This is a genomic window from Mycolicibacterium sp. XJ870, assembly GCF_053483975.1.
In genome coordinates this window covers 241975-261221 of sequence record NZ_JBEFTI010000004.1, presented here as the reverse complement: position 1 = coordinate 261221, position 19247 = coordinate 241975, and the positions used below count along the sequence as shown (strand labels likewise).

Genomic DNA, 19247 nt, shown 5'->3' with positions numbered 1-19247 from the left:
GTTCCGACGCACCTTTATCCCAGGATCAACCCCGAGGTCGGCACCCCGGTACCGGCGGTGACCAACACGTGTTCGACACCGTCGACCTGATTCACCGACGTGCCCCGCAATTGGCGCACCCCTTCGGCAATCCCGTTCATGCCGTGGATGTAGGCCTCGCCCAGCTGCCCACCGTGCGTGTTGATCGGCAACCGCCCGCCGATCTCGATCGCACCATCGGCAATGAAATCCTTGGCTTCGCCCTTACCGCAGAACCCAAGCTCTTCCAGCTGGATCAGGGTGTAGGGGGTGAAGTGGTCGTACAGGATCGCCGTCTGGATGTCGGCGGGTGACAGACCGGACTGCTCCCAGAGTTGGCGTCCGACCAGACCCATCTCGGGTAGTCCCAGCTCATCGCGGTAATACGAGTACATGGTGAACTGGTCGACGCCCGCGCCCTGGGCCGCCGCCTCGATGACGGCCGGCCGGTGCTTGAGGTCTTTGGCCCGCTCGGGGGTCGTGACGACGATCGCCACCCCACCGTCGGTTTCCTGGCAGCAGTCGAGCAACCTCAGGGGTTCGGCGATCCACCGAGAGTTCTGGTGATCCTCGATGGTGATCGGCTTGCCGTAGAAATGCGCCTTGGGGTTGTTCGCGGCGTGTTTGCGGTCGGCCACCGATACCGCACCGAAATCCGCACTCGTCGCGCCGTATTCGTGCATGTACCGCTGGGCGATCATCGCCACCGACGCCGCCGGTGTGCTCAGCCCATGTGGGTAGGACCAGCTGTACTCGACCCCGCGCGAATCGGCGTTGGTCGTCAGGCCGGTCATCACCTGACCGAAGCGGAACTCCGAACGCTCGTTAAAAGCCCGGTATGCCACAACCACTTCGGCCACGCCGGTCGCGACCGCGAGGGCCGCCTGCTGCACGGTCGCAGCGGCCGCGCCACCGCCGTACCCGATCTGGCTGAAGAACTTCAGGTCGCCGATCCCGGTGGCCCGGGCCACGGCGGTCTCCAGGTTGGAGTCCATCGTGAAGGTCACCAAGCCGTCGACGTCCGACGGCGCCAGGCCGGCGTCACCGAGCGCGTCGAGCACCGCTTCTGCGGCGAGCCGCAGCTCACTACGCCCGGAGTTCTTGGAGAAGTCGGTGGCGCCGATACCGGCGATGGCCGCCTTGCCGGAGAGCATCAGTTGTCCCCCAATGTGAGTGTGGCAGTGGCGATGACGTGGTCACCGAGGCTGTTGCTGCCCACCACTTTCACGGTTGCCACGCCGTCCTCGATTGCGGTGATCTCACCGGCGAACGTCACGGTGTCGTAGGCGTACCACGGCACGCCGAGGCGCAGGCCGATGGACTTGATCCGTGCCGACGGCCCGGCCCAGTCGGTCAGATACCGCTGCACGAGTCCGGTATCGGTGAGGATATTGACGAAGATGTCCTTCGACCCCTTGGCGTGTGCCTTGTCCCGGTCGTGATGAACATCCTGGTAGTCGCGGGTGGCGATGGCGGTAGAGACGATGAACGTCGGGTCGCCGTAGATCTTGAGTTCCGGCAGCTTGGTGCCGACCTGTGTCACTTTGCCGACTCCCATGCGTACAGGGTCCACGCCGGGCTGATATCGCTGTCCGGGAAGTCGATAAAGGTTGCGCGCACAGGCATTCCGATCTGCACCTTGTCGGGGTCGATATTGCGCAGTTCGCCGAGCATCCGCACCCCTTCCTCGAGTTCGACGAGGGCGATGACGAACGGCAGGGTACGGCCGGGCACCTTGGGCGCATGATGCACGACGAAGCTGAACACCGTGCCTTTGCCGGAGGCGACGACGAAATCCGTCGGCTCGTCTTTACCGGCCCATACCGCGGGCACCGGCGGATGCTGCAGAGCGCCGTCGGGGCGCTTCTGAATCCGCAGTTCGTGCGCGTTGACGCCGTCCCAGAAGAACTGGGTGTCGCGGGACGCGGCCGGACGCATCAGCTTGTCCGGATCCAGATCGTCCGGAACCGCCGGCTTGTCTTTCTCGGCCGGCCGGAATTTCATGATCCGCCAGGCCATTTCGGCGACATCCTCGTCGCCGACCTGCCAGGTGATCTTCTGGTTGATGAAGAAGCCCTCACCCAATGCGGTCTGCTTGGGCCCGATGACGTCGGTGAGCTCGGCGGCGATGCTGACTTCTTCACCCGGCTGCAGATAGCGGTGATAGGTCTGCTCGCAGTTGGTGGCGACGACGCCGACATAGCCTGCGGCATCGAAGATCTCGATGATCTTGCCCAGCGGATCGTCGTCGGGCCGAACACCGCCCAGGCCCATCATCGTCCACACCTGGATCATGGCCGGCGGCGCGACGATGCCGGGATGGCCCGCCGCTCTCGCGGCTTGTTCGTCGACGTAGATCGGGTTGCGGTCGCCGATGGCATCGGTCCAATGGTGAATCATCGGCTGGTTCACCGGATCCCGGCCGACGCGCGGCTTGCTGCGGCCCGCAGCCTTGATCTCGTCTACTGCCTTCTGCAGATCGCCTGACACGTCACTCACCGCGGAACCCTCGGCACCTTCAGCCCGGACGCGGCGATCATCTCCCGCATCACCTCGTTGACACCGCCGCCGAACGTGATGACCAGGTTGCGCTTGGTCATCTTGTCGAGCCAGTCGAGCAGCTCGGCGGTCTCCGGGTCAGCCGGGTTGCCGTAGCGTCCGACCAGCTCTTCGGCCAGCCGTCCGACCTCTTGAATGCGTTCGGTGGAAAAGACTTTCGTCGCCGCGGCATCGGCGACGGCGATGGTCTCGCCCGATGCAGCGACCTGCCAGTTGAGCAACTCGTTGATCCGCCAGATCGCCTTGATCTGGCCGAGCAGACGCCGCGCACCTTCCTGCTCGATGGGTGTCACCCCGTCCGCGCCTGGCTTGGACGCCCAGGTCCGAATCTGGTCGTAGATACCGGCGACCCGGCCGGCCGGCCCGAGGCCGACCCGCTCGTGGTTGAGCTGGGTGGTGATGAGTTTCCAGCCGCCGTTCTCCTCGCCGACCAACATGTCGGCGGGGACGTGGACGTCGTTGTAGTAGGAGGCATTGGTGTGGTGGGCACCGTCGGACAGGATGATCGGCGTCCACGAGTAGCCGGGATCCTTGGTGTCGACGATCAGGATCGAAATGCCCTTGTGTTTGGCCGCACTCGGATCGGTCCGGCACGCCAGCCAGATGTAGTCGGCGTCATGGGCGCCGGTGGTCCACATCTTCTGGCCGTTGACGATGTATTCGTCACCGTGTTTCACCGCAGTCGTGCGCAGCGACGCCAGATCGGTTCCCGCGTCGGGCTCGGAGTAGCCGATCGCGAAATGGATGTCGCCGGAAAGGATGCCGGGCAGGAACTTCTTCTTCTGCTCCTCGGTGCCGTACACCTGCAGCGTCGGCCCTACGGTTTGCAGTGTCACCAGCGGCAGAGGAACGTCGGCGCGGTTGGCCTCGTTGACGAAGATCTGCTGCTCGATCGGGCCGAAGCCCAGGCCGCCGTACTCCTTTGGCCAGCCCACCCCGAGTTTGCCGTCGGAGCCCATCCGCTTGATCACCGCGCGATAGGCCTCATTGTGCCGATCGGAGGCCATCGCCTCCGCCTCGTCAGGCGTGATAAGCGTCGAAAAGTATTGCCGCAGTTCGGCTTGCAGTGCTCGCTGCTCGGGAGTCAGCTCGATGTACATTAAACCCCCACCAGGTCCAGGCGATGCGACGGACCGCCGAGCAGTCGCGTCAGATCCTTGATCGAAGAGTAGTAGCGATCCATGGGATAGGTGATGTCCATGCCCATACCGCCGTGCAGGTGATGGCAGATGCGCATCGCGGGCGGGGCCTGCGAGGTCAGCCAGTAGCCGAGGATGGCAAGGTCCTCATCGGTGTCCAACCCTTCCGAGAGCCGCCACACCACCGAGTTCGACACCAGATCGATGGTGCGGGAGGCGATGTACACCTCGGACAGCTGGGCGGCAACCGTCTGGAACGTCGACAGTGGCCTGCCGAACTGCTCACGGTTGGCCACGTAGTCGGCGGTGAGCCGCAGCGCACCGGCGACCAGTCCGGCCGCGAACGCGCCCGTCGTCGCCAGCGCCAACTGATTCACCCGCGCCGCGCTCGCCCCGTCCAGCACATCCTCGTCGGGCACGGTGGCGTCGGCGAACGTCACCACGTATTCGTCGGAACCGTTGGCGGTCGGTGTTTTCGTCACCGTGACGCCGGATGCGGTCGGTGAAACCACGACGACCGCGTTGTCGGCGGTGACCACCAGCCACTGCGCGCTCTGCGCAAATGGCACACCGACTTTCGTGCCGTTGAGCTTCCCGCCCGAGAACGTGGTGGCTGGACGGTCCGGCATCGACGCACCGGTCTCGTTCAGCGCCGCCGAGAGCACCGCACCCTTGGCCACCCCGGAAAGGTAACGGTCCTGTTGTGCATCCGAAGCCAGTTCGAGCAACGGCACCAACCCTAGGCCGAGGGTGGCGAGCGCCGGGCTGATCGTGCCGTGCCGGCCGATCTCGGTCAGCGCGGTCGCCACTTCGAGAAGTCCGAGGCCGTCACCGCCGAGTCGCTCCGGAACTGCCAATGCCGTTACGCCACCGGAAACCAGTGCGTCCCAAGTATTGTCCCGCTCCAGCACAGACGTCACCACATCGGCAACAGCCTGCTGTTCGGGGTTTCGACTGAAATCCACCCGTTCTCCTAAGTTATTGCGCTACGGGGCACATGCCGGTGTAGTCGACTTCCCAGTGCTTAATACCATTGAGCCAGCCCGACTTCAGGCGTTCGGGCTCACCGATCGGCTTGAGATCGGGCATGGTGTCGGCGACTGCGTTGAAGATCAGGTTGATGGTCATCCGGGCCAGGTTGGCGCCGATGCAGTAGTGGGCGCCGGTGCCGCCGAACCCGACGTGCGGGTTCGGGTCGCGCAGGATATTAAAGGCGTGAGGTGTGTCAAAAACCTCGTCGTCGAAGTTGGCCGAGCGGTAGGACATCACGACCCGCTCGCCCTTCTTGATTTTCACGCCACTGAGCTCGGTGTCCTCGAGTGCGGTGCGCTGGAAGGCCGAGACGGGTGTGGCCCAACGGATGATCTCGTCGGCAGCAGTCTCGGGGCGCTCCTTCTTGTAGAGCTCCCACTGCTCGGGATGCTGCGAGAACCCGATCATCCCGTGGGTGATCGAGTTGCGGGTGGTCTCGTTCCCGGCCACCGCGAGCATCACCACGAAGAAACCGAACTCGTCATCGGAGAGCTTCTCACCCTCGATATCGGCCTCGATCAGCGTCGTGACGATGTCATCGGTGGGGTTCTTCGCCCGCTCCTCGGCCATCTTCATCGCATAGGTGATGAGCTCGAAGGACGACATGGCCGGGTCGACGTCGGCATACTCCTCGTCCTCGCCTGCGGTCATCTCGTTCGACCAGCGGAACAGCTTGTCGCGGTCCTCCTGCGGCACGCCCAACAGACCGGCGATCGCCTGAAGTGGCAGCTCACACGAGACCTGCTCGACGAAGTCACCGCGGCCGGCGGCAAGGGCCTCCTTGGCGATGTTCTGTGCCCGCAGATCGAGCTCTTCCTTCAGGCGCCCCACCGCGCGCGGGGTGAAGCCGCGGGAGATGATCTTGCGCAACCGGGTGTGCTGCGGCGCGTCCATGTTCAACAGCACGGCCTTCTGCAGGTCGATCGCGTCGCGCGTCATCTCCTGCGGCCAGACCGGGATGGCGCCGTCGGGCGAGCTGCCGAACACGTCGTTGCGCTTCGACACCTCTTTGACATCGGCGTGCTTGGTGACGAGCCAATAGCCCTTGTCACCGAACCCGCCGGTGCCGCCGGGAACGTCGACCCAGTGGACGGGCTCGGACTTGCGCAGCTCGGCGAGCTCCTCGACAGGCAGACGCTCGAGGTTCAGGCTCGCGTCGAGAGGATCGAAGCCCTTGGGCAGATTCGGGCAGGCCATGTGACTACTCCTAATGTCTGTAGCAGGCGTGTTCTGTCTGAGAGCACCTGACACAACGTGGTCTAGTACCGATTAGGACCATTGAAACATGCCTTGACCGCAGATCAAAGGCAGTGTTGCATCGTCGCTTGTCAGAGTAATGAAACGTGTTCTAGCCTGGCCACATGGGTAATCCTGTCATCGTCGAAGCCACTCGCAGCCCGATCGGAAAGCGCAACGGCTGGTTGTCCGGCCTGCACGCGACCGAATTGTTGGGCGCCGTGCAGAAGGCACTCGTGGAGAAGGCCGGGATCGAGGCCGGTGACGTCGAGCAGCTCATCGGCGGCTGCGTCACGCAATACGGCGAACAGTCCAACAACATCACCCGCGTGGGCTGGCTGACCGCGGGCCTGCCCGAGCACGTGGGCGCCACCACCATCGACTGCCAGTGCGGCAGCGCGCAGCAGGCCAACCATCTGGTCGCCGGCCTGATCGCCACGGGTGCTATCGACATCGGCATCGCCTGCGGCATCGAGGCGATGAGCCGGGTCGGCCTGGGCGCCAACGCCGGTCCGGACCGCAGCATCATCCGCGCGTCGTCGTGGGACATCGACATGCCCAACCAGTTCGAGGCCGCCGAGCGGATCGCCAAGCGCCGCGGCATCACCCGCGCCGACGTCGACGCGCTCGGCCTGGCTTCGCAACGCAAGGCGAAACAGGCATGGGCCGAGGGCCGGTTCGACCGGGAGATCTCGCCGATCTCCGCGCCGGTGCTCGACGAGAACAAGCAGCCGACGGCCGAGTGGGCGCCGGTCACCCGTGACCAGGGCCTGCGTGACACCACGGCCGAAGCGTTGGCGTCACTGAATCCGGTGATGGAAGGCGGTATTCACACCGCGGGCACGTCCTCACAGATCTCCGACGGCGCCGCCGCGGTGCTGTGGATGGACGAAGACAAGGCGCGCGCACTCGGACTGAAGCCACGCGCCCGGATCGTCGCGCAGGCCAATGTCGGCTCCGAGACCTACTACCACCTCGACGGTCCGGTGCAGTCCACCGCCAAGGTGCTGGAGAAGGCCGGGATGAAGCTCGGTGACATCGACCTCGTCGAGATCAACGAGGCGTTCGCCTCGGTGGTGCTGTCCTGGGCTCAGGTGCACGATGCCGATATGGACAAGGTCAACGTCAACGGCGGGGCGATCGCGCTCGGGCACCCGGTGGGATCCACCGGCGCGCGGTTGATCACCACCGCACTGCATGAACTCGAGCGCAGCGACAAGAGCACTGCGCTGATCACGATGTGCGCCGGCGGCGCGTTGTCGACCGGCACGATCATCGAAAGAATCTGAGACCTTCCGTGACCTTCTCCGAAGCCGAGCGCATCGCAGCGGCTCAGTCCTACATAGACGCGCTCGTCACACACCAGGCCGACAAGGTGCCGTTCGCGCCGGACTGCATCCGTATCGAGATGGGCCTGAAAACCGGACGCTCCGGAGATCACTTGCGGCGCAGTCTGAATAACGGCCCGCAGTTCAAATTGATCGAATCTGCGACGCCGCCCGAGTTCACTGTCGACGGCGACCACATCCGGGCCCGGTTCGACGTGCTGACCAAGCCCCGGCTGGCCGGACGGCGGGTGTGCTCGCACGTCGACGAAACCTTCCTGATCCCGGCTACTGATCCGAGTGGGTTGGCTACCATCCACCACATTCACGCCACCCTCAAGCCGTTCATCAGCCGATAGGTTCACTCCATGGCCAATACGCCGAAGCCGCTCAACCCCAAACAGGTCGAACGGCTCAATGCGCCGTCCACCGGCACCGCCATCAAGTGGATGTCGCGGGCCCAGACCTGGATCTTCAAGAAGACGAACGGCAAGTTCGGTAACAAGTTCCTGCGCGGCGCGGCGGTCGGCATCCTGACCACCATCGGGCGAAAGTCCGGGCAACCCCGGGACAGTCCGCTGCTCTTCCTGCAGGAGGGCAAGCGCATCGTCCTGGTGGCCTCGCAGGGCGGCCGTGCGACGAACCCGATGTGGTACCTGAACCTGAAAGCCAACCCCGCCATCACATTCCAGACCAAGAAGGAACGACTGGAGCTGGTGGCGCGTGAGGCCACCGACGCCGAACGCGACGAGTACTGGCCCAAGCTGGATGCGATGTACGCCGACTTCGCAAATTACCGGTCCTACACCGAACGCAAGATCCCGATCGTCATCTGCGATCCATAACGCTGTCGACCAGCGTCAACGCCCCTGAACCTTTGCGTTCAGGGGCGTTTTGTAGTTTTCCGATCGCGTCAGTAGACACATTCGCGATGTTGTACAGTGAGCCGGCACACAGGTGAACACCGAGTGTGCTAGAGCCCACACCTCGGTGTACAGATGGAGAACTACATGCAGAAACCCTCAGGTCGCCGGACCGCCGGAGCCGCCGCGACAGCCCTCACGGCCAGCGCCCTCTTTGCCGTCTCGGTCCTTCCAGCTTCCGCCATGACGGTGACGTTCGTGCGGCACGGCGAATCCCAGGGCAATGCGTCGGGGAACATCGACACCTCGGTGCCAGGTCCGGGTCTCACCGAGCTCGGCGAAACCCAGGCAGCCGGGGTGCCGGACAAGCTCACGGGCTACGGGTACGACATCGACGCCTACGACGGCCTCTATGCATCGGACATGATCCGGACCCAGCAGACGGCCGCGTACGCCGACCTGCCCGGCGGCACTGCCGAGGTGATCGGCGGCTTCCGCGAGATCAATGCCGGGATTTTCGAGGGCCAATCCCAGGAAGAGGGCCTCGGCCGACTGGGCTACGCCCTCGCCCCGCTGGCATGGACGTTGGGTGCGCGGTTCGTGCGCATACCCGGGTCTGAGGACGGCAACGAGTTCGACGCCCGCGTCGATGCCGCACTTGCCCAGGTCGAGGCGAATGGCGACGACAACCCGGTGGTGTTCTCGCACGGAGCCACGATGATGTTCTGGACCCTGATGAACGTCGACAACCCGGATCTGATGCTGTTCGCACAGCACCCGCTCGAGAACACCGACGTCGTGGTGGTCGAAAGCAATGGCGAGGGTGGGTGGACGCTCAAGCGCTGGGCCGACACGGAGGTCGGGCCGGCGACGTTCCCGATAAAGGTGTTCGTCAATGTTCGCGATCTGGTGGTTGCCCCGCAGACTGCCGCCTATGACGTTCAGCAGGCCGTCAAGACGGGCGACATCACGACGATCGCCAACACGGTTCGCGACAGCGCCGTCGACGTCGCCACTGCGCCGGTCAAGTTCGGCCTGGACATGGCAGAGGATATCGGCGATGAGATCGGTGGCCTGACCCAGTCTGCGAACACCCTTGCCGCAGAGGAAAAGTCCGCGACCACTGCTGACCGGCAGCAGGCCCGCATCACCACGGTCAACGGTGCCACGAAGCTGACCGATGGCAACAAGGTGACACCGGGGAAGGCCTCTTCAGCTGTGGGCCAACGGGTTCGGGCAGCGGTCCAGGGTGTGAAGGCCGATGTCGATTCGTCAATGAAGCAGGTCGGCGAAACCGTAAGGAAACTCGCCGCCGGAGGAAAGTCCGGTAAGACTGAGACCGCGAAAGCCGGCGACGACAAACCAGCCGACAATGACGCCGCGTGAGATGAACCGGCGCAAATGACCAATTCAGCCCGCTACTCATTCCGAGTAGCGGGCTGAATTGTTTCTGGCGCGGTGTAGCTCCGCACGAATCGGTCCCGAACACCGGGACAATCTCCCACCAGCCCACTAATCAGCTCAACCATGGTTTTTGCTCCAGAAACCATTACGCCAACGGAGGCAGAATGAACAATTCAAGATGCTCGCGCACGCGGGCGATTCTCGGGGGTGTCGCGTTCGCATTCCTCGCTTTCTTTATGGCAATTCCCGTTGCCAGCGCAGCCGAAGTCATGCGGGTGACATTTATCCGGCACGGGGAATCAGAGGGCAACGCCTCGGGTCTGATCGACACGTCGACGCCCGGTCCGGTGCTCACTCCCCTGGGCCAGCAGCAATCCCAGGACGTCGTGGACACGCTCGGCGACAACAACTATGACGCGATCTACGCGTCGACGATGGTGCGGACTCAACTGACGGCGGCGCCGATGTCGCAGTATTTGGGCCTGCCCATCCAGGTGCTGCCAGGCCTGCGAGAGATCGAGGCCGGTGCGTTCGAGGGGACGCCAGAGGCTGAGGCTCAGGCCGGTTACGGAGCGGTCCTGCTCGCGTGGGCGTTCGGGGGCCAGCTCGATGTGCCGATGCCGGGAACGGATCCATTGCTCAACGGGCACGTCTTCGACGCCCGGGTGGAAGATGCTCTGAAGACGATGTACGACAACGGTGATCGCAACGCCGTCGCCTTCTCGCACGGTGGCACCATCATGTTCTGGACGATGATGAACGTGAACAACCTCACGCTGCCGGAGAAGATCCAGCTGCTGAGCACAGCGCAGTTGCACAACACCGACTACGTCGTCATCGAGGGCAATCCGGAGGACGGCTGGACGCTGGTGAATTGGAACGGCCAGCAGTTCACGCCCGAGCCCACCTTCGGGCACGAGGTGAAGCTTCAGGTCCGCACCCTGTCCCGCCAGCTCGAGGCGGTCGCTTCCGAGGTGAAGGCGGCCTTCGCCACCGGCAATCCGGCGACTATTGCCACCGCCATCAACCGGGGTGTTGCCGAGGCGAGCTTCTCGGTCACAAAGTTCAGCCGCGCGATCAATGCCGAAGTCATTGACCGGGTGAGCAATTCGATCCCGAGCGACACGACGGAGCTGAAGGAGCAGGTTTCCACCGGCGTCGAGAATCTCAAGGCGGCGGTGGACAACACCGTCAGCGCGGTCACACCGGAGGCAGAACCGGCGGTCGCCACCGATGCGGCCGATGAGAGCACGAAGATGGTCACCAAGTCCAAGCGCAGTGGCGCAACGGATCTCACCGACGGCAACAAGTCTCGGCCAGGCGCCAAGGCCATCAGCCGGACCGGCGAGCGGGTGCGCGAAGCCGTCGAGGATGCCCGCGAGCAGATGTCGTCGTCAGCGCAGAAGATCGGTGAGGCCGTCAAGAAGGCCACCGGCCAAGGCGACAAAGCTGACGCCACCGAAAAGGACGCCGCTGACACGAACGACACCGGCGAGAAGGACGCCGCCTAACCGAACTGCGCGAGCAGACGCGAAAACCCCCGAAATCAGTTCATTTCGGGGGTTTTTGCGTCTGCTCGCCAGGAAACTCAGGCGCCGTACACCGGAACCGGCGGGCGTGCCTTGGCCAGCAGATCGGCGACCACCGAGCCCAGCTCGGCCGGGTCCCAGCGGGCACCCTTGTCGATCTCGGGTCCATGCGCCCAGCCCTCGGCGACCCGGATCTTGCCGCCCTCGATCTCGAAGACCTTGCCGGTGACGCCACGGGATTCGACGCTGCCCAGCCACACCACGAGCGGCGAGATGTTCTCCGGCGCCATCGCGTCGAAGTCGTTGCCCTGGGTAGCCATCATGTCGGCGAAGACGGTCTCGGTCATCCGGGTACGCGCCGACGGTGCGATGGCGTTGACGCTGACGCCGTAGCGCCCCATCTCGGCGGAAGCCACCAGAGTCAGGGCTGCGATACCCGCCTTGGATGCGCTGTAGTTCGCTTGACCCACGCTGCCTTGCAGGCCGGCGCCGGAGCTGGTGTTGATGATGCGGGCGTCCACGGTCTCACCGGCCTTGGACTTCGCGCGCCAGTAGGCCGCGGCGTGCTTCATGGTGGCGAAGTGCCCCTTGAGATGCACCGCGGTGACGGCATCGAACTCTTCTTCTGAGGTGTTGGCGAACATCCGGTCACGGACGATGCCCGCGTTGTTCACCAGGACGTCGAGTCCACCGAAGGAATCAACGGCGGTCTGAATGAGACCTTCGGCCTGGGCCCAGTCGGCGACATTGGCACCACTGGTGACGGCTTCGCCACCCGCCGCGGTGATTTCGTCGACCACGCCTTGGGCGGCACTGCCACCGCCTGCGGGCGATCCGTCCAGACCCACGCCGATGTCATTGACCACGACGCGCGCGCCCTCGGCGGCGAACGCCAGCGCGTGCGCGCGTCCGATGCCGCCACCGGCACCCGTAACGATGACCACCCGGCCGTCGAGCAAACCCATGCTGTGTGTCTCCTTCTACTTGATCGCGCTGGTGGTATCCAGATAGTGCGGCGGCTCTCCGCCGCCGTGCACCTCCAAGGAGGCTCCGCTGATGTACGACGCCGCTTCTGAGGCCAGAAATGCTGCGGCCCAGCCGATATCGGCGGGCTTGGCCAGCCGGCCCAGCGGGACGTTCTTCGAGATCGCCGCGATCGAGTCGGCGTCTCCGTAGAACAGTTCGGACTGCTCGGTCTCGACCATGCCCACGACGACCGAATTCACCCGCACTTTCGGCGCCCACTCGACCGCCAGCGTGCTGGTGAGGTTGTCGACCCCGGCCTTCGCCGCACCGTACGCCGCCGTGCCCGGGGTGGGACGGTGCCCACTGACGCTGGAAATATTGACGATCGAGCCGCCGCTGTCCTGGTTCTGCATCACCGCATTCGCGTGTTGCGAGACGGAGAGCGGCCCAAGCAGATTGAGCTCGATGATCTTGGTGCTGAACTTCGGCGACGCGTCAGCGGCCGGCACATAAGGAGAACCGCCGGCGTTGTTCACCACCACGTCCAGCCGGCCATGCTTGGCCACAACGGCCTCGATCAGACCCGCTACCGACGCGTCATCGCGGACATCGCAGCTGTGGAATTCGTAGGGCAGGCCCTCGACGGGACGGCGGGCACAGGTCACCACGGTGGCGCCCTGACCGGCGAAGACGGCGCTGATCCCAGCGCCGACCCCTCGCACTCCGCCGGTCACCAGGACCACCCTGCCGGTCAATCCCAAATTGAGCGCACCGGCTTCTGGCGTATCGGTCACTGTGCTAGCGTACCAAGCAAGTGCTTGCTTAGGTAGCGAGGGAGCGACCCACCCGATGACGATCACATCCACCACAGTCGAACCGGGCATCGTCTCGGTCACCGTGAACTACCCGCCCGTCAACGCCATTCCATCGGCCGGCTGGTTCGAGCTGGCCGACGCCATCACGGCGGCCGGCCGGGACCGGCAGACCCACGTGGTCATCCTGCGTGCCGAGGGCCGAGGCTTCAACGCCGGCGTGGACATCAAGGAAATGCAAAACACCGAGGGCTTCACCGCGCTCATCGACGCCAACCGGGGCTGCTTCGCGGCGTTCAAAGCGGTCTATGAGTGCGAGGTCCCGGTCGTCGCGGCGGTCAACGGGTTCTGCGTCGGCGGCGGCATCGGCCTCGTCGGCAACGCCGACGTCATCGTCGCCTCCGACGACGCCAAGTTCGGTCTCCCCGAGGTGGAGCGCGGCGCACTCGGCGCGGCCACCCACCTGTCGCGCCTGGTGCCGCAGCACATGATGCGCCGGTTGTTCTTCACCGCCGCCACCGTCGATGCCGAGACGCTGCACCACTTCGGCTCGGTGCACGAGGTGGTACCCCGCGCCGATCTCGACGAGTCTGCCCTTCGGGTGGCCCGCGACATCGCCAGCAAGGACACCCGGGTGATCCGTGCCGCCAAGGAAGCGCTCAACTTCATCGACGTGCAGCCCGTCAACGCGAGATACCGCATGGAGCAGGGCTTTACGTTCGAGCTGAACCTGGCCGGCGTCTCCGATGAGCACCGCGACGCGTTCGCGGGGACTGAAAAGGGAGCCAAATGATTCGGCGGGCACGAGCGAAGCGAGAAGGGGAGAAATGAGCGACAAGCGAACAACTCTCGACGAGGCCGTGTCGTCGATCGAGAGCGGCATGACGATCGGCATCGGCGGCTGGGGCTCGCGGCGCAAGCCGATGGCCTTCGTGCGGGCGCTGTTGCGCACCGACGTCACCGACCTGACGGTCGTCACCTACGGCGGACCGGATCTCGGCTTGTTGTGCTCGGCAGGCAAGGTCAAGCGCGTCTACTACGGCTTCGTCTCGCTGGATTCGCCGCCGTTCTACGACCCGTGGTTCGCCAAGGCACGCACCAGCGGTTCGATCGAGGCCCGCGAGATGGACGAGGGCATGCTGCGCTGCGGTCTGCAGGCTGCCGCGCAACGCCTGCCGTTCCTGCCGATCCGCGCCGGGCTCGGCAGCGATGTCCGCGCGTTCTGGGGTGACGAACTGCGCACAGTCAAGTCCCCGTACCCGACAGACGGCGGCTACGAGGAACTTGTCGCGATGCCCGCACTGAACCTCGACGCGGCGTTCGTGCACTTGAATCTCGGTGACGCGCAGGGTAATGCGGCCTACACCGGGATCGACCCGTACTTCGATGACCTGTTCCTGATGGCCGCTCAACGACGCTTCCTGAGCGTCGAGCGCGTAGTGCAGACCGACGAACTGGTCAAAGCGGTACCGCCACAAGCACTGCTGGTGAACCGGATGATGGTCGACACTGTCGTCGAAGCTCCGGGTGGCGCTCACTTCACCACCGCCGAGCCCGATTACAAGCGCGACGAGAAGTTCCAGCGGCACTATGCCGAGGCGGCCGGATCCGACGAGACCTGGGCCGAGTTCGTCACGACCTATCTGTCCGGCAGCGAGGCCGATTACCAGGCCGCCGTCCGTAATTTCCAGGAGGCCACCAAGTGATTGCCGTGACCCGCGCCGAAGTTTGCGCTGTCGCCTGTGCCGAACTGTTCCGCGATGCCGGCGAGATCATGGTCAGTCCGATGACCACGATCGTGTCGGTCGGCGCCAGGTTGGCCCGGCTTACGTTCTCCCCCGACATCCTGCTCACCGACGGTGAGGCCCGCCTGATCGCCGACACGCCGGCCATCGGCGCGGCTGCCACGATCGAGGGCTGGATGCCGTTCGGCCGGGTCTTCGAAACACTGGCCTGGGGCCGTCGCCATGTGGTCATGGGCGCCAACCAGATTGACCGATACGGCAACCAGAACCTCTCTGCATTCGGCCCGCTGCAGCAGCCAAAACGCCAGATGTTCGGGGTCCGCGGCGCGCCCGGCAACTCGATCAACCACGCGACCAGCTACTGGGTGGGCAACCACTCCAAGCGGGTGTTCGGTGACTCCGTCGACATCGTCTCCGGAATCGGCTGGGACAAGGTCGATCCCGACAACCCCGCGTACCGGTTCGTGAATGTCTACCGTGTGGTGACCAACCTCGGCGTGTTCGACTTCAACGGACCCGACCATCAGATGCATGCGGTGTCACTGCACCCGGGCGTCGAAGCTGAGCAAGTGGCCGAGAACACCTCCTTCGAGGTGCACGGCCTCAATGAGGCCGAGACCACCCGACTGGCCACCGAGGACGAGCTCAAGCTGCTGCGCGAGGTCATCGACCCGAAATCGCTGCGGGACAAAGAAGTCAAGGCCTAACCGATGAGCAAGCTCACAACGCCGCTGACCGAGCTGGTCGGCATCGAACATCCCGTCGTGCAGACCGGGATGGGCTGGGTGGCTGGCGCGCGCCTGGTGGCCGCGACCTCCAACGCGGGCGGGCTGGGCATCCTCGCCTCGGCGACGATGACGCTTGAGGAACTTCAGACGGCCGTCACCAAGGTCAAGGCGGCCACCGACAAACCCTTCGGCATAAACATGCGTGCCGACGCCGGCGACGCCAACGAGCGCGTCGACCTCCTGATCCGCGAAGGAGTCAAAGTCGCCTCCTTCGCCCTGGCTCCCAAACCGGACCTCATTGCCAAGCTCAAAGACGCAGGCGTGGTGGTCATTCCGTCGGTAGGCGCGGCCAAGCACGCCAAGAAGGTCGCCGGTTGGGGTGCCGACGCGGTGATCGTGCAGGGCGGCGAAGGCGGCGGGCACACCGGGCCGGTCGCCACAACGCTGCTGTTGCCGTCGGTTCTGGATGCGGTGGCCGATACCGGCATGCCGGTGATCGCGGCAGGCGGATTCTTCGACGGCCGTGGTCTGGCAGCCGCACTGTCCTACGGTGCAGCCGGCGTCGCGATGGGCACCCGGTTCCTGCTGACCTCCGACTCGACCGTGCCCGAGGCCGTCAAGCAGCGGTATCTGCAGGCGGCGTTGGATGGCACCGTGGTCTCGACCCGGGTGGACGGCATGCCGCACCGCGTGCTACGCACCGGCCTGGTGGAGAAGCTCGAGAGTGGCTCGCCGGTACGGGGTTTCGCCGCCGCCGTGGCCAACGCGCAGAAGTTCAAGAAGATGTCCGGGATGACCTGGCGGTCGATGGTCAAAGACGGCCTGGCCATGCGCCACGGCAAGGAACTCACCTGGTCACAGGTGGTGATGGCGGCCAACACCCCGATGCTACTGAAAGCCGGTCTGGTGGAAGGCAATACCGAAGCAGGCGTGCTGGCCTCGGGCCAAGTGGCCGGCATCATCGATAACCTGCCGTCGTGCGCTGAGCTGATCGACGCGATCGTGGCCGACGCCGTGAAGCACCTGACGGAAGCGTCCTCCTTCATTCAGCAGTAATGAAGTAAAGGAGCAGTCCACGGGGATACTGGTGGAATGCATGTCAACGCTGACAATTTCGTACGAGCAGAAACTGACCGAATGTTCTCCGACATTCAACGGGATGCCGGCGGAGTGGACACATTCCGGCACAATCGCGAACCCGCGCCCATCGATCAGCAGACCGTGATCCGACTCAATCGCGACACTCTCTACAGCTTCGCGATCGTCGACATATCCGCGGGCGCCAGCCTGACACTCCCGGACTCCGGCGAGCGCTATCTCTCGGCGATGATCGTCAACCAGGATCACCTCATCAACGCGGTCTACCACGACGGCGGCACCTACCCGCTCACCGTCGACCAGTTCGACACTCCGTACGTGCTGGTGGGTGTGCGCATCCTGGTCAACCCCCTCGATGACAGCGACGTCGCCGAGGTCGCTCGGCTCCAGGACGCACTGGGACTCGAATCCGGCTCCGCCACACCCTTCACCTGCCCGGACTATGACAGCGCGAGCATGGACGCGACACGCGACGCGTTACTCGATCTGGCCAAGGGCCTCCATGGTTTCGACCACACATTCGGTGCCCGCAATCAGATCGACCCCGTCCGTCACCTCATCGGTACAGCCGCTGGTTGGGGTGGACTCCCCACCGAGGAAGCCGCCTACATCGGCGTCGACCCGACACCGTCCAACGAAGTCCGAACGTTGACGTTGCGGGACGTTCCGGTGGATGGCTTCTGGTCGGTCTCGGTCTACAACGCACGGGGATTCTTCGAGCCCAACGAACACAACCAGTACACCGTCAACAGCGTGACCGGCGTCAAGAATCCAGATGGCTCGGTCACAATCCGGTTCGACCCCAACCCATCCGGTGACAGTCCCAACACCATTGCCACGCCCGACGGGTGGAACTTCCTGGTTCGGCTCTACCGACCGCACGCAGCGATCACCGAGGGCACCTGGCAGCTACCGGAGCTGGTTCCCGCCTCGGACTGAGTGCATCCGCCGCGCTGGGGCGGTAGCCGTCAGTGCAGCACCGTCGAACCGAAGTGGTGACAGAGAAGCAACGCCACCTCGACGTCGAGCCGATCATCGGTGATCGGCCGACCACGACGTTCGACGGCCCGGCTAACGCGGTACTTCACTGAATTGGTGTGCAGGTGTAGCTGTTCAGCGGCTGCCTTGTAGCTTGAGCCGCTGCTCAGAAATGCCCGAAGTGTGTCCCGTAACCGTTCGTCGCCATCGGTTGCTTCGGCGAGGGGGCCGAGCACCTCCCTCACCCAATGTGCCGCTGATTCGATGTTGTTGCCCAGCAGGGCGGCAATCAACACCCCCTGGTCGCTCGCCGCAGTGAAGCGGGAAGTCCCCGAAAGTAGGGCCACCGTGCGGGTGTCCATTGCCTGCCGGTGTGATTGGCGGAACCCGTCGACCCCCGGCAGCGGGTTGCCGACCGCGATGAATGGTCCATCGGCGAATGCGCGCATCCGATCCACCACGTCCGCCGCAACGTCGCCCGGCACCGGGATCCACACCCAGGCCGTCACCCGATCCACTGAGATGAACAGCGGGTTCTCCTGCGCGCCTATCGATTCGGCAAACCGGTTGACGTACCGTTCCATCGACGCGAGTTCATTGCCCTCGTCGGACTCCTCGCACCACGCGATCACGGCCAGGTGGATCCGCCTGAGCGGGTACCGGATTGCCATTGCGGCGGCATCGATATCGACGTCGGCACCAGACGCCAGCAGGTCACGCACCTTCGAGGCCCGCACGCTGTTGCGGGATTCGAGCCAGCGTTCGCGTTCCTCCTGGTAGGCCACGACCACCCGTTGGGAGATTTCGTCGATGTAGTCGAAAGACACCGACTCCATGAGCTCGTATACCGCCAGGCCGAGGGTCGGTTCGAGCTTCGAGGCGCGAATCTCGTCAAGGACGACACGTAGGACCGCGCGATGGCCAAGGCGGTAGGCCCGCACCAAGGCATTCGCGGACACTTCCCGCTGGGCCAGTCGCCGGGCGTATTCGAGAGCGCCCGTCGGAGACTCGATGTGCTTCACCGCGATGCCGTGCCGAACCGCGGCGAAAAACGTCTCGACATTGCTCGCAACGGTGTCGCGCAGCAACTGTTGAAGCTGCTCCTCACCGCGCAATTCTGATATTTCCGCAATCAGCGACTGCTGCATGGAGTCGGTGATGCCAGGCAGCTTGTCAGCGAGTCGGCCGGTGATGGCCCCCGCGGTTTCGGCGACTGTTGCCCCGTCCACGTGGCTGGTAGAGGCCATGGACAAACCGTAGTTCGAGCCTGCCGTCGAGGGGGCGATTTGTCCTCCCAGGACATAAAAGCACCCGTTCTTGGGCTCCTGAGACCGTCGTCACAGTGAATCCGGCTTCGTAACGTACATCACGACCGCAGGCCCCTGCCGGCCGCAAAAGCGGAAATCCACTTCAGAAAGCGAGTCCGCCGTGTCCATGTTCGGCTTCTTCCTCCTGTTCTTCATCGGACTGTTCCCGGTCCTGGTCCCCGCGACCACCTCCACCGTGCGGGCGGTCGCGGGCTGGCGGAGCAGGCGCCTGGCCGTTGCTCAGTAGGCCCCCATACCGGTGCCGCGAATTGTTACCGCGCGAATAAATCCTGGGGCCGACGGCTCGGGGGACACCTCGTGACGGGCCCTTCCTGCGCCCTCGTTTTCAGCGGTGATCCACCGATCGCTGCAGGTAGATAACGCCACCCCGGGATCACCCCCGGACACCACATGACTGACGTGTTCCCGTGGAATGACTGTCAAGTTAACGCGATTTCACACCGTCAGCATTGTCCCAGTGCGTTCTTTGGACGGACTCTGCGGCGCC

At 64.5% G+C, this 19247-nt stretch carries 20 protein-coding genes; 11 read left to right on the top strand and 9 right to left on the bottom strand.

The genetic code is table 11. The annotated features are described in order from the left end of the window. Positions 1–14 precede the first annotated feature (14 nt). From ABQF30_RS18505 to ABQF30_RS18480, 6 genes are read right to left on the bottom strand one after another with little or no spacing between them, the layout of a single operon-like run. Complete coding sequence (locus ABQF30_RS18505) at positions 15–1172, bottom strand: 17-hydroxy-3-oxo-4-pregnene-20-carboxyl-CoA lyase (RefSeq protein ID WP_448466377.1); 1158 nt, start codon at positions 1170–1172, stop codon at positions 15–17. Beyond that, a complete protein-coding gene (locus tag ABQF30_RS18500) occupies positions 1172–1576 on the bottom strand; it encodes a MaoC family dehydratase (protein WP_448466375.1) in 405 nt (134 codons plus the stop codon). Before ABQF30_RS18500 ends, ABQF30_RS18505 begins: the two co-directional genes overlap by 1 nt. Next, entirely contained in the window at positions 1558–2508 is a 951-nt protein-coding gene (locus ABQF30_RS18495; protein WP_448466607.1) for a bifunctional MaoC family dehydratase N-terminal/OB-fold nucleic acid binding domain-containing protein, read from the bottom strand. The genes ABQF30_RS18500 and ABQF30_RS18495 overlap by 19 nt, the downstream gene beginning before the upstream one ends. A 5-nt stretch (positions 2509–2513) precedes the next feature. Continuing rightward, positions 2514–3677, bottom strand: a complete 1164-nt coding sequence (fadE29, locus tag ABQF30_RS18490; protein ID WP_448466373.1) for an acyl-CoA dehydrogenase FadE29 — start codon at positions 3675–3677, stop codon at positions 2514–2516. Beyond that, on the bottom strand, positions 3677–4681 hold the full coding sequence (locus tag ABQF30_RS18485) for an acyl-CoA dehydrogenase family protein (RefSeq protein WP_448466371.1): 1005 nt from the start codon (positions 4679–4681) through the stop codon (positions 3677–3679). Before ABQF30_RS18485 ends, fadE29 begins: the two co-directional genes overlap by 1 nt. Positions 4682–4694: 13 nt before the next feature. Next, positions 4695–5945, bottom strand: a complete 1251-nt coding sequence (locus ABQF30_RS18480) for a cytochrome P450 (protein WP_448466369.1) — start codon at positions 5943–5945, stop codon at positions 4695–4697. 164 nt (positions 5946–6109) lie between these two features. Between ABQF30_RS18480 and ABQF30_RS18475 the strand changes: the two genes are divergently transcribed. The 5 genes from ABQF30_RS18475 to ABQF30_RS18455 all read left to right on the top strand — a co-directional run bounded on the left by ABQF30_RS18475 (position 6110) and on the right by ABQF30_RS18455 (position 11087). Then, positions 6110–7273 carry a steroid 3-ketoacyl-CoA thiolase gene (locus tag ABQF30_RS18475; RefSeq protein WP_448466367.1) on the top strand — a complete coding sequence of 388 codons (1164 nt, stop codon included), beginning with the start codon at positions 6110–6112 and terminating at the stop codon, positions 7271–7273. Positions 7274–7281: 8 nt separating this feature from the next. Further along, a complete protein-coding gene (locus ABQF30_RS18470; RefSeq protein ID WP_448466365.1) occupies positions 7282–7668 on the top strand; it encodes a DUF8021 domain-containing protein in 387 nt (128 codons plus the stop codon). A gap of 9 nt (positions 7669–7677) precedes the next feature. Beyond that, positions 7678–8154 (top strand): nitroreductase family deazaflavin-dependent oxidoreductase, encoded by a 477-nt coding sequence (locus ABQF30_RS18465; protein WP_448466363.1) that lies wholly within the window; start codon positions 7678–7680, stop codon positions 8152–8154. 261 nt (positions 8155–8415) lie between these two features. Continuing rightward, complete coding sequence (locus ABQF30_RS18460; protein ID WP_448466361.1) at positions 8416–9558, top strand: histidine phosphatase family protein; 1143 nt, start codon at positions 8416–8418, stop codon at positions 9556–9558. A 254-nt stretch (positions 9559–9812) separates the two neighbouring features. Beyond that, positions 9813–11087 (top strand): histidine phosphatase family protein, encoded by a 1275-nt coding sequence (locus ABQF30_RS18455; RefSeq protein WP_448466359.1) that lies wholly within the window; start codon positions 9813–9815, stop codon positions 11085–11087. Between the two features lie 77 nt (positions 11088–11164). On the opposite strand, the gene ABQF30_RS18450 is transcribed toward ABQF30_RS18455, so the two are convergent. Both ABQF30_RS18450 and ABQF30_RS18445 read right to left on the bottom strand, forming a co-directional pair. Then, positions 11165–12070, bottom strand: coding sequence for an SDR family oxidoreductase (locus ABQF30_RS18450; RefSeq protein ID WP_448466357.1), 906 nt, complete (start codon positions 12068–12070; stop codon positions 11165–11167). Positions 12071–12085: 15 nt separating this feature from the next. Then, a complete protein-coding gene (locus tag ABQF30_RS18445) occupies positions 12086–12865 on the bottom strand; it encodes an SDR family oxidoreductase (protein ID WP_448466355.1) in 780 nt (259 codons plus the stop codon). Positions 12866–12920: 55 nt separating this feature from the next. Between ABQF30_RS18445 and echA20 the strand changes: the two genes are divergently transcribed. The 5 genes from echA20 to ABQF30_RS18420 all read left to right on the top strand — a co-directional run bounded on the left by echA20 (position 12921) and on the right by ABQF30_RS18420 (position 17393). Continuing rightward, entirely contained in the window at positions 12921–13676 is a 756-nt protein-coding gene (gene echA20 / locus ABQF30_RS18440; protein WP_448466353.1) for a (7aS)-7a-methyl-1,5-dioxo-2,3,5,6,7,7a-hexahydro-1H-indene-carboxyl-CoA hydrolase, read from the top strand. Positions 13677–13710: 34 nt separating this feature from the next. Continuing rightward, a complete protein-coding gene (gene ipdA, locus ABQF30_RS18435) occupies positions 13711–14589 on the top strand; it encodes a cholesterol ring-cleaving hydrolase subunit IpdA (protein WP_448466351.1) in 879 nt (292 codons plus the stop codon). Further along, on the top strand, positions 14586–15335 hold the full coding sequence (gene ipdB, locus ABQF30_RS18430; RefSeq protein WP_448466349.1) for a cholesterol ring-cleaving hydrolase subunit IpdB: 750 nt from the start codon (positions 14586–14588) through the stop codon (positions 15333–15335). Before ipdA ends, ipdB begins: the two co-directional genes overlap by 4 nt. 3 nt (positions 15336–15338) lie before the next feature. Beyond that, the gene (gene ipdC, locus ABQF30_RS18425; protein WP_448466347.1) at positions 15339–16412 is read left to right on the top strand and encodes a (3aS,4S,5R,7aS)-5-hydroxy-7a-methyl-1-oxo-octahydro-1H-indene-4-carboxyl-CoA dehydrogenase; all 1074 of its coding nucleotides are present in this window, start codon (positions 15339–15341) and stop codon (positions 16410–16412) included. Between the two features lie 81 nt (positions 16413–16493). Beyond that, entirely contained in the window at positions 16494–17393 is a 900-nt protein-coding gene (locus tag ABQF30_RS18420) for a DUF1214 domain-containing protein (protein ID WP_448466345.1), read from the top strand. A gap of 29 nt (positions 17394–17422) precedes the next feature. Here the strand turns inward: ABQF30_RS18420 and ABQF30_RS18415 are convergent, their stop codons facing one another. Continuing rightward, on the bottom strand, positions 17423–18679 hold the full coding sequence (locus ABQF30_RS18415; RefSeq protein WP_448466343.1) for a PucR family transcriptional regulator: 1257 nt from the start codon (positions 18677–18679) through the stop codon (positions 17423–17425). Between the two features lie 181 nt (positions 18680–18860). Between ABQF30_RS18415 and ABQF30_RS18410 the strand changes: the two genes are divergently transcribed. Then, positions 18861–18986 carry a hypothetical protein gene (locus ABQF30_RS18410; RefSeq protein WP_448466341.1) on the top strand — a complete coding sequence of 42 codons (126 nt, stop codon included), beginning with the start codon at positions 18861–18863 and terminating at the stop codon, positions 18984–18986. Positions 18987–19247: the final 261 nt, after the last annotated feature.

Excerpts from the sequence above, each read along its gene's own strand:
- ABQF30_RS18505 (WP_448466377.1), bottom strand. The coding sequence starts at position 1,172 with ATGCTCTCCGGCAAGGCGGCCATCGCCGGTATCGGCGCCACCGACTTC.
- ABQF30_RS18500 (WP_448466375.1), bottom strand. The coding sequence starts at position 1,576 with ATGGGAGTCGGCAAAGTGACACAGGTCGGCACCAAGCTGCCGGAACTC.
- fadE29 (WP_448466373.1), bottom strand. The coding sequence starts at position 3,677 with ATGTACATCGAGCTGACTCCCGAGCAGCGAGCACTGCAAGCCGAACTG.
- ABQF30_RS18480 (WP_448466369.1), bottom strand. The coding sequence starts at position 5,945 with ATGGCCTGCCCGAATCTGCCCAAGGGCTTCGATCCTCTCGACGCGAGC.
- ABQF30_RS18475 (WP_448466367.1), top strand. The coding sequence starts at position 6,110 with ATGGGTAATCCTGTCATCGTCGAAGCCACTCGCAGCCCGATCGGAAAG.
- ABQF30_RS18465 (WP_448466363.1), top strand. The coding sequence starts at position 7,678 with ATGGCCAATACGCCGAAGCCGCTCAACCCCAAACAGGTCGAACGGCTC.
- ABQF30_RS18460 (WP_448466361.1), top strand. The coding sequence starts at position 8,416 with ATGACGGTGACGTTCGTGCGGCACGGCGAATCCCAGGGCAATGCGTCG.
- ABQF30_RS18455 (WP_448466359.1), top strand. The coding sequence starts at position 9,813 with ATGGCAATTCCCGTTGCCAGCGCAGCCGAAGTCATGCGGGTGACATTT.
- ABQF30_RS18450 (WP_448466357.1), bottom strand. The coding sequence starts at position 12,070 with ATGGGTTTGCTCGACGGCCGGGTGGTCATCGTTACGGGTGCCGGTGGC.
- echA20 (WP_448466353.1), top strand. The coding sequence starts at position 12,921 with ATGACGATCACATCCACCACAGTCGAACCGGGCATCGTCTCGGTCACC.
- ipdA (WP_448466351.1), top strand. The coding sequence starts at position 13,711 with ATGAGCGACAAGCGAACAACTCTCGACGAGGCCGTGTCGTCGATCGAG.
- ipdC (WP_448466347.1), top strand. The coding sequence starts at position 15,339 with ATGAGCAAGCTCACAACGCCGCTGACCGAGCTGGTCGGCATCGAACAT.
- ABQF30_RS18420 (WP_448466345.1), top strand. The coding sequence starts at position 16,494 with ATGTTCTCCGACATTCAACGGGATGCCGGCGGAGTGGACACATTCCGG.
- ABQF30_RS18415 (WP_448466343.1), bottom strand. The coding sequence starts at position 18,679 with ATGGCCTCTACCAGCCACGTGGACGGGGCAACAGTCGCCGAAACCGCG.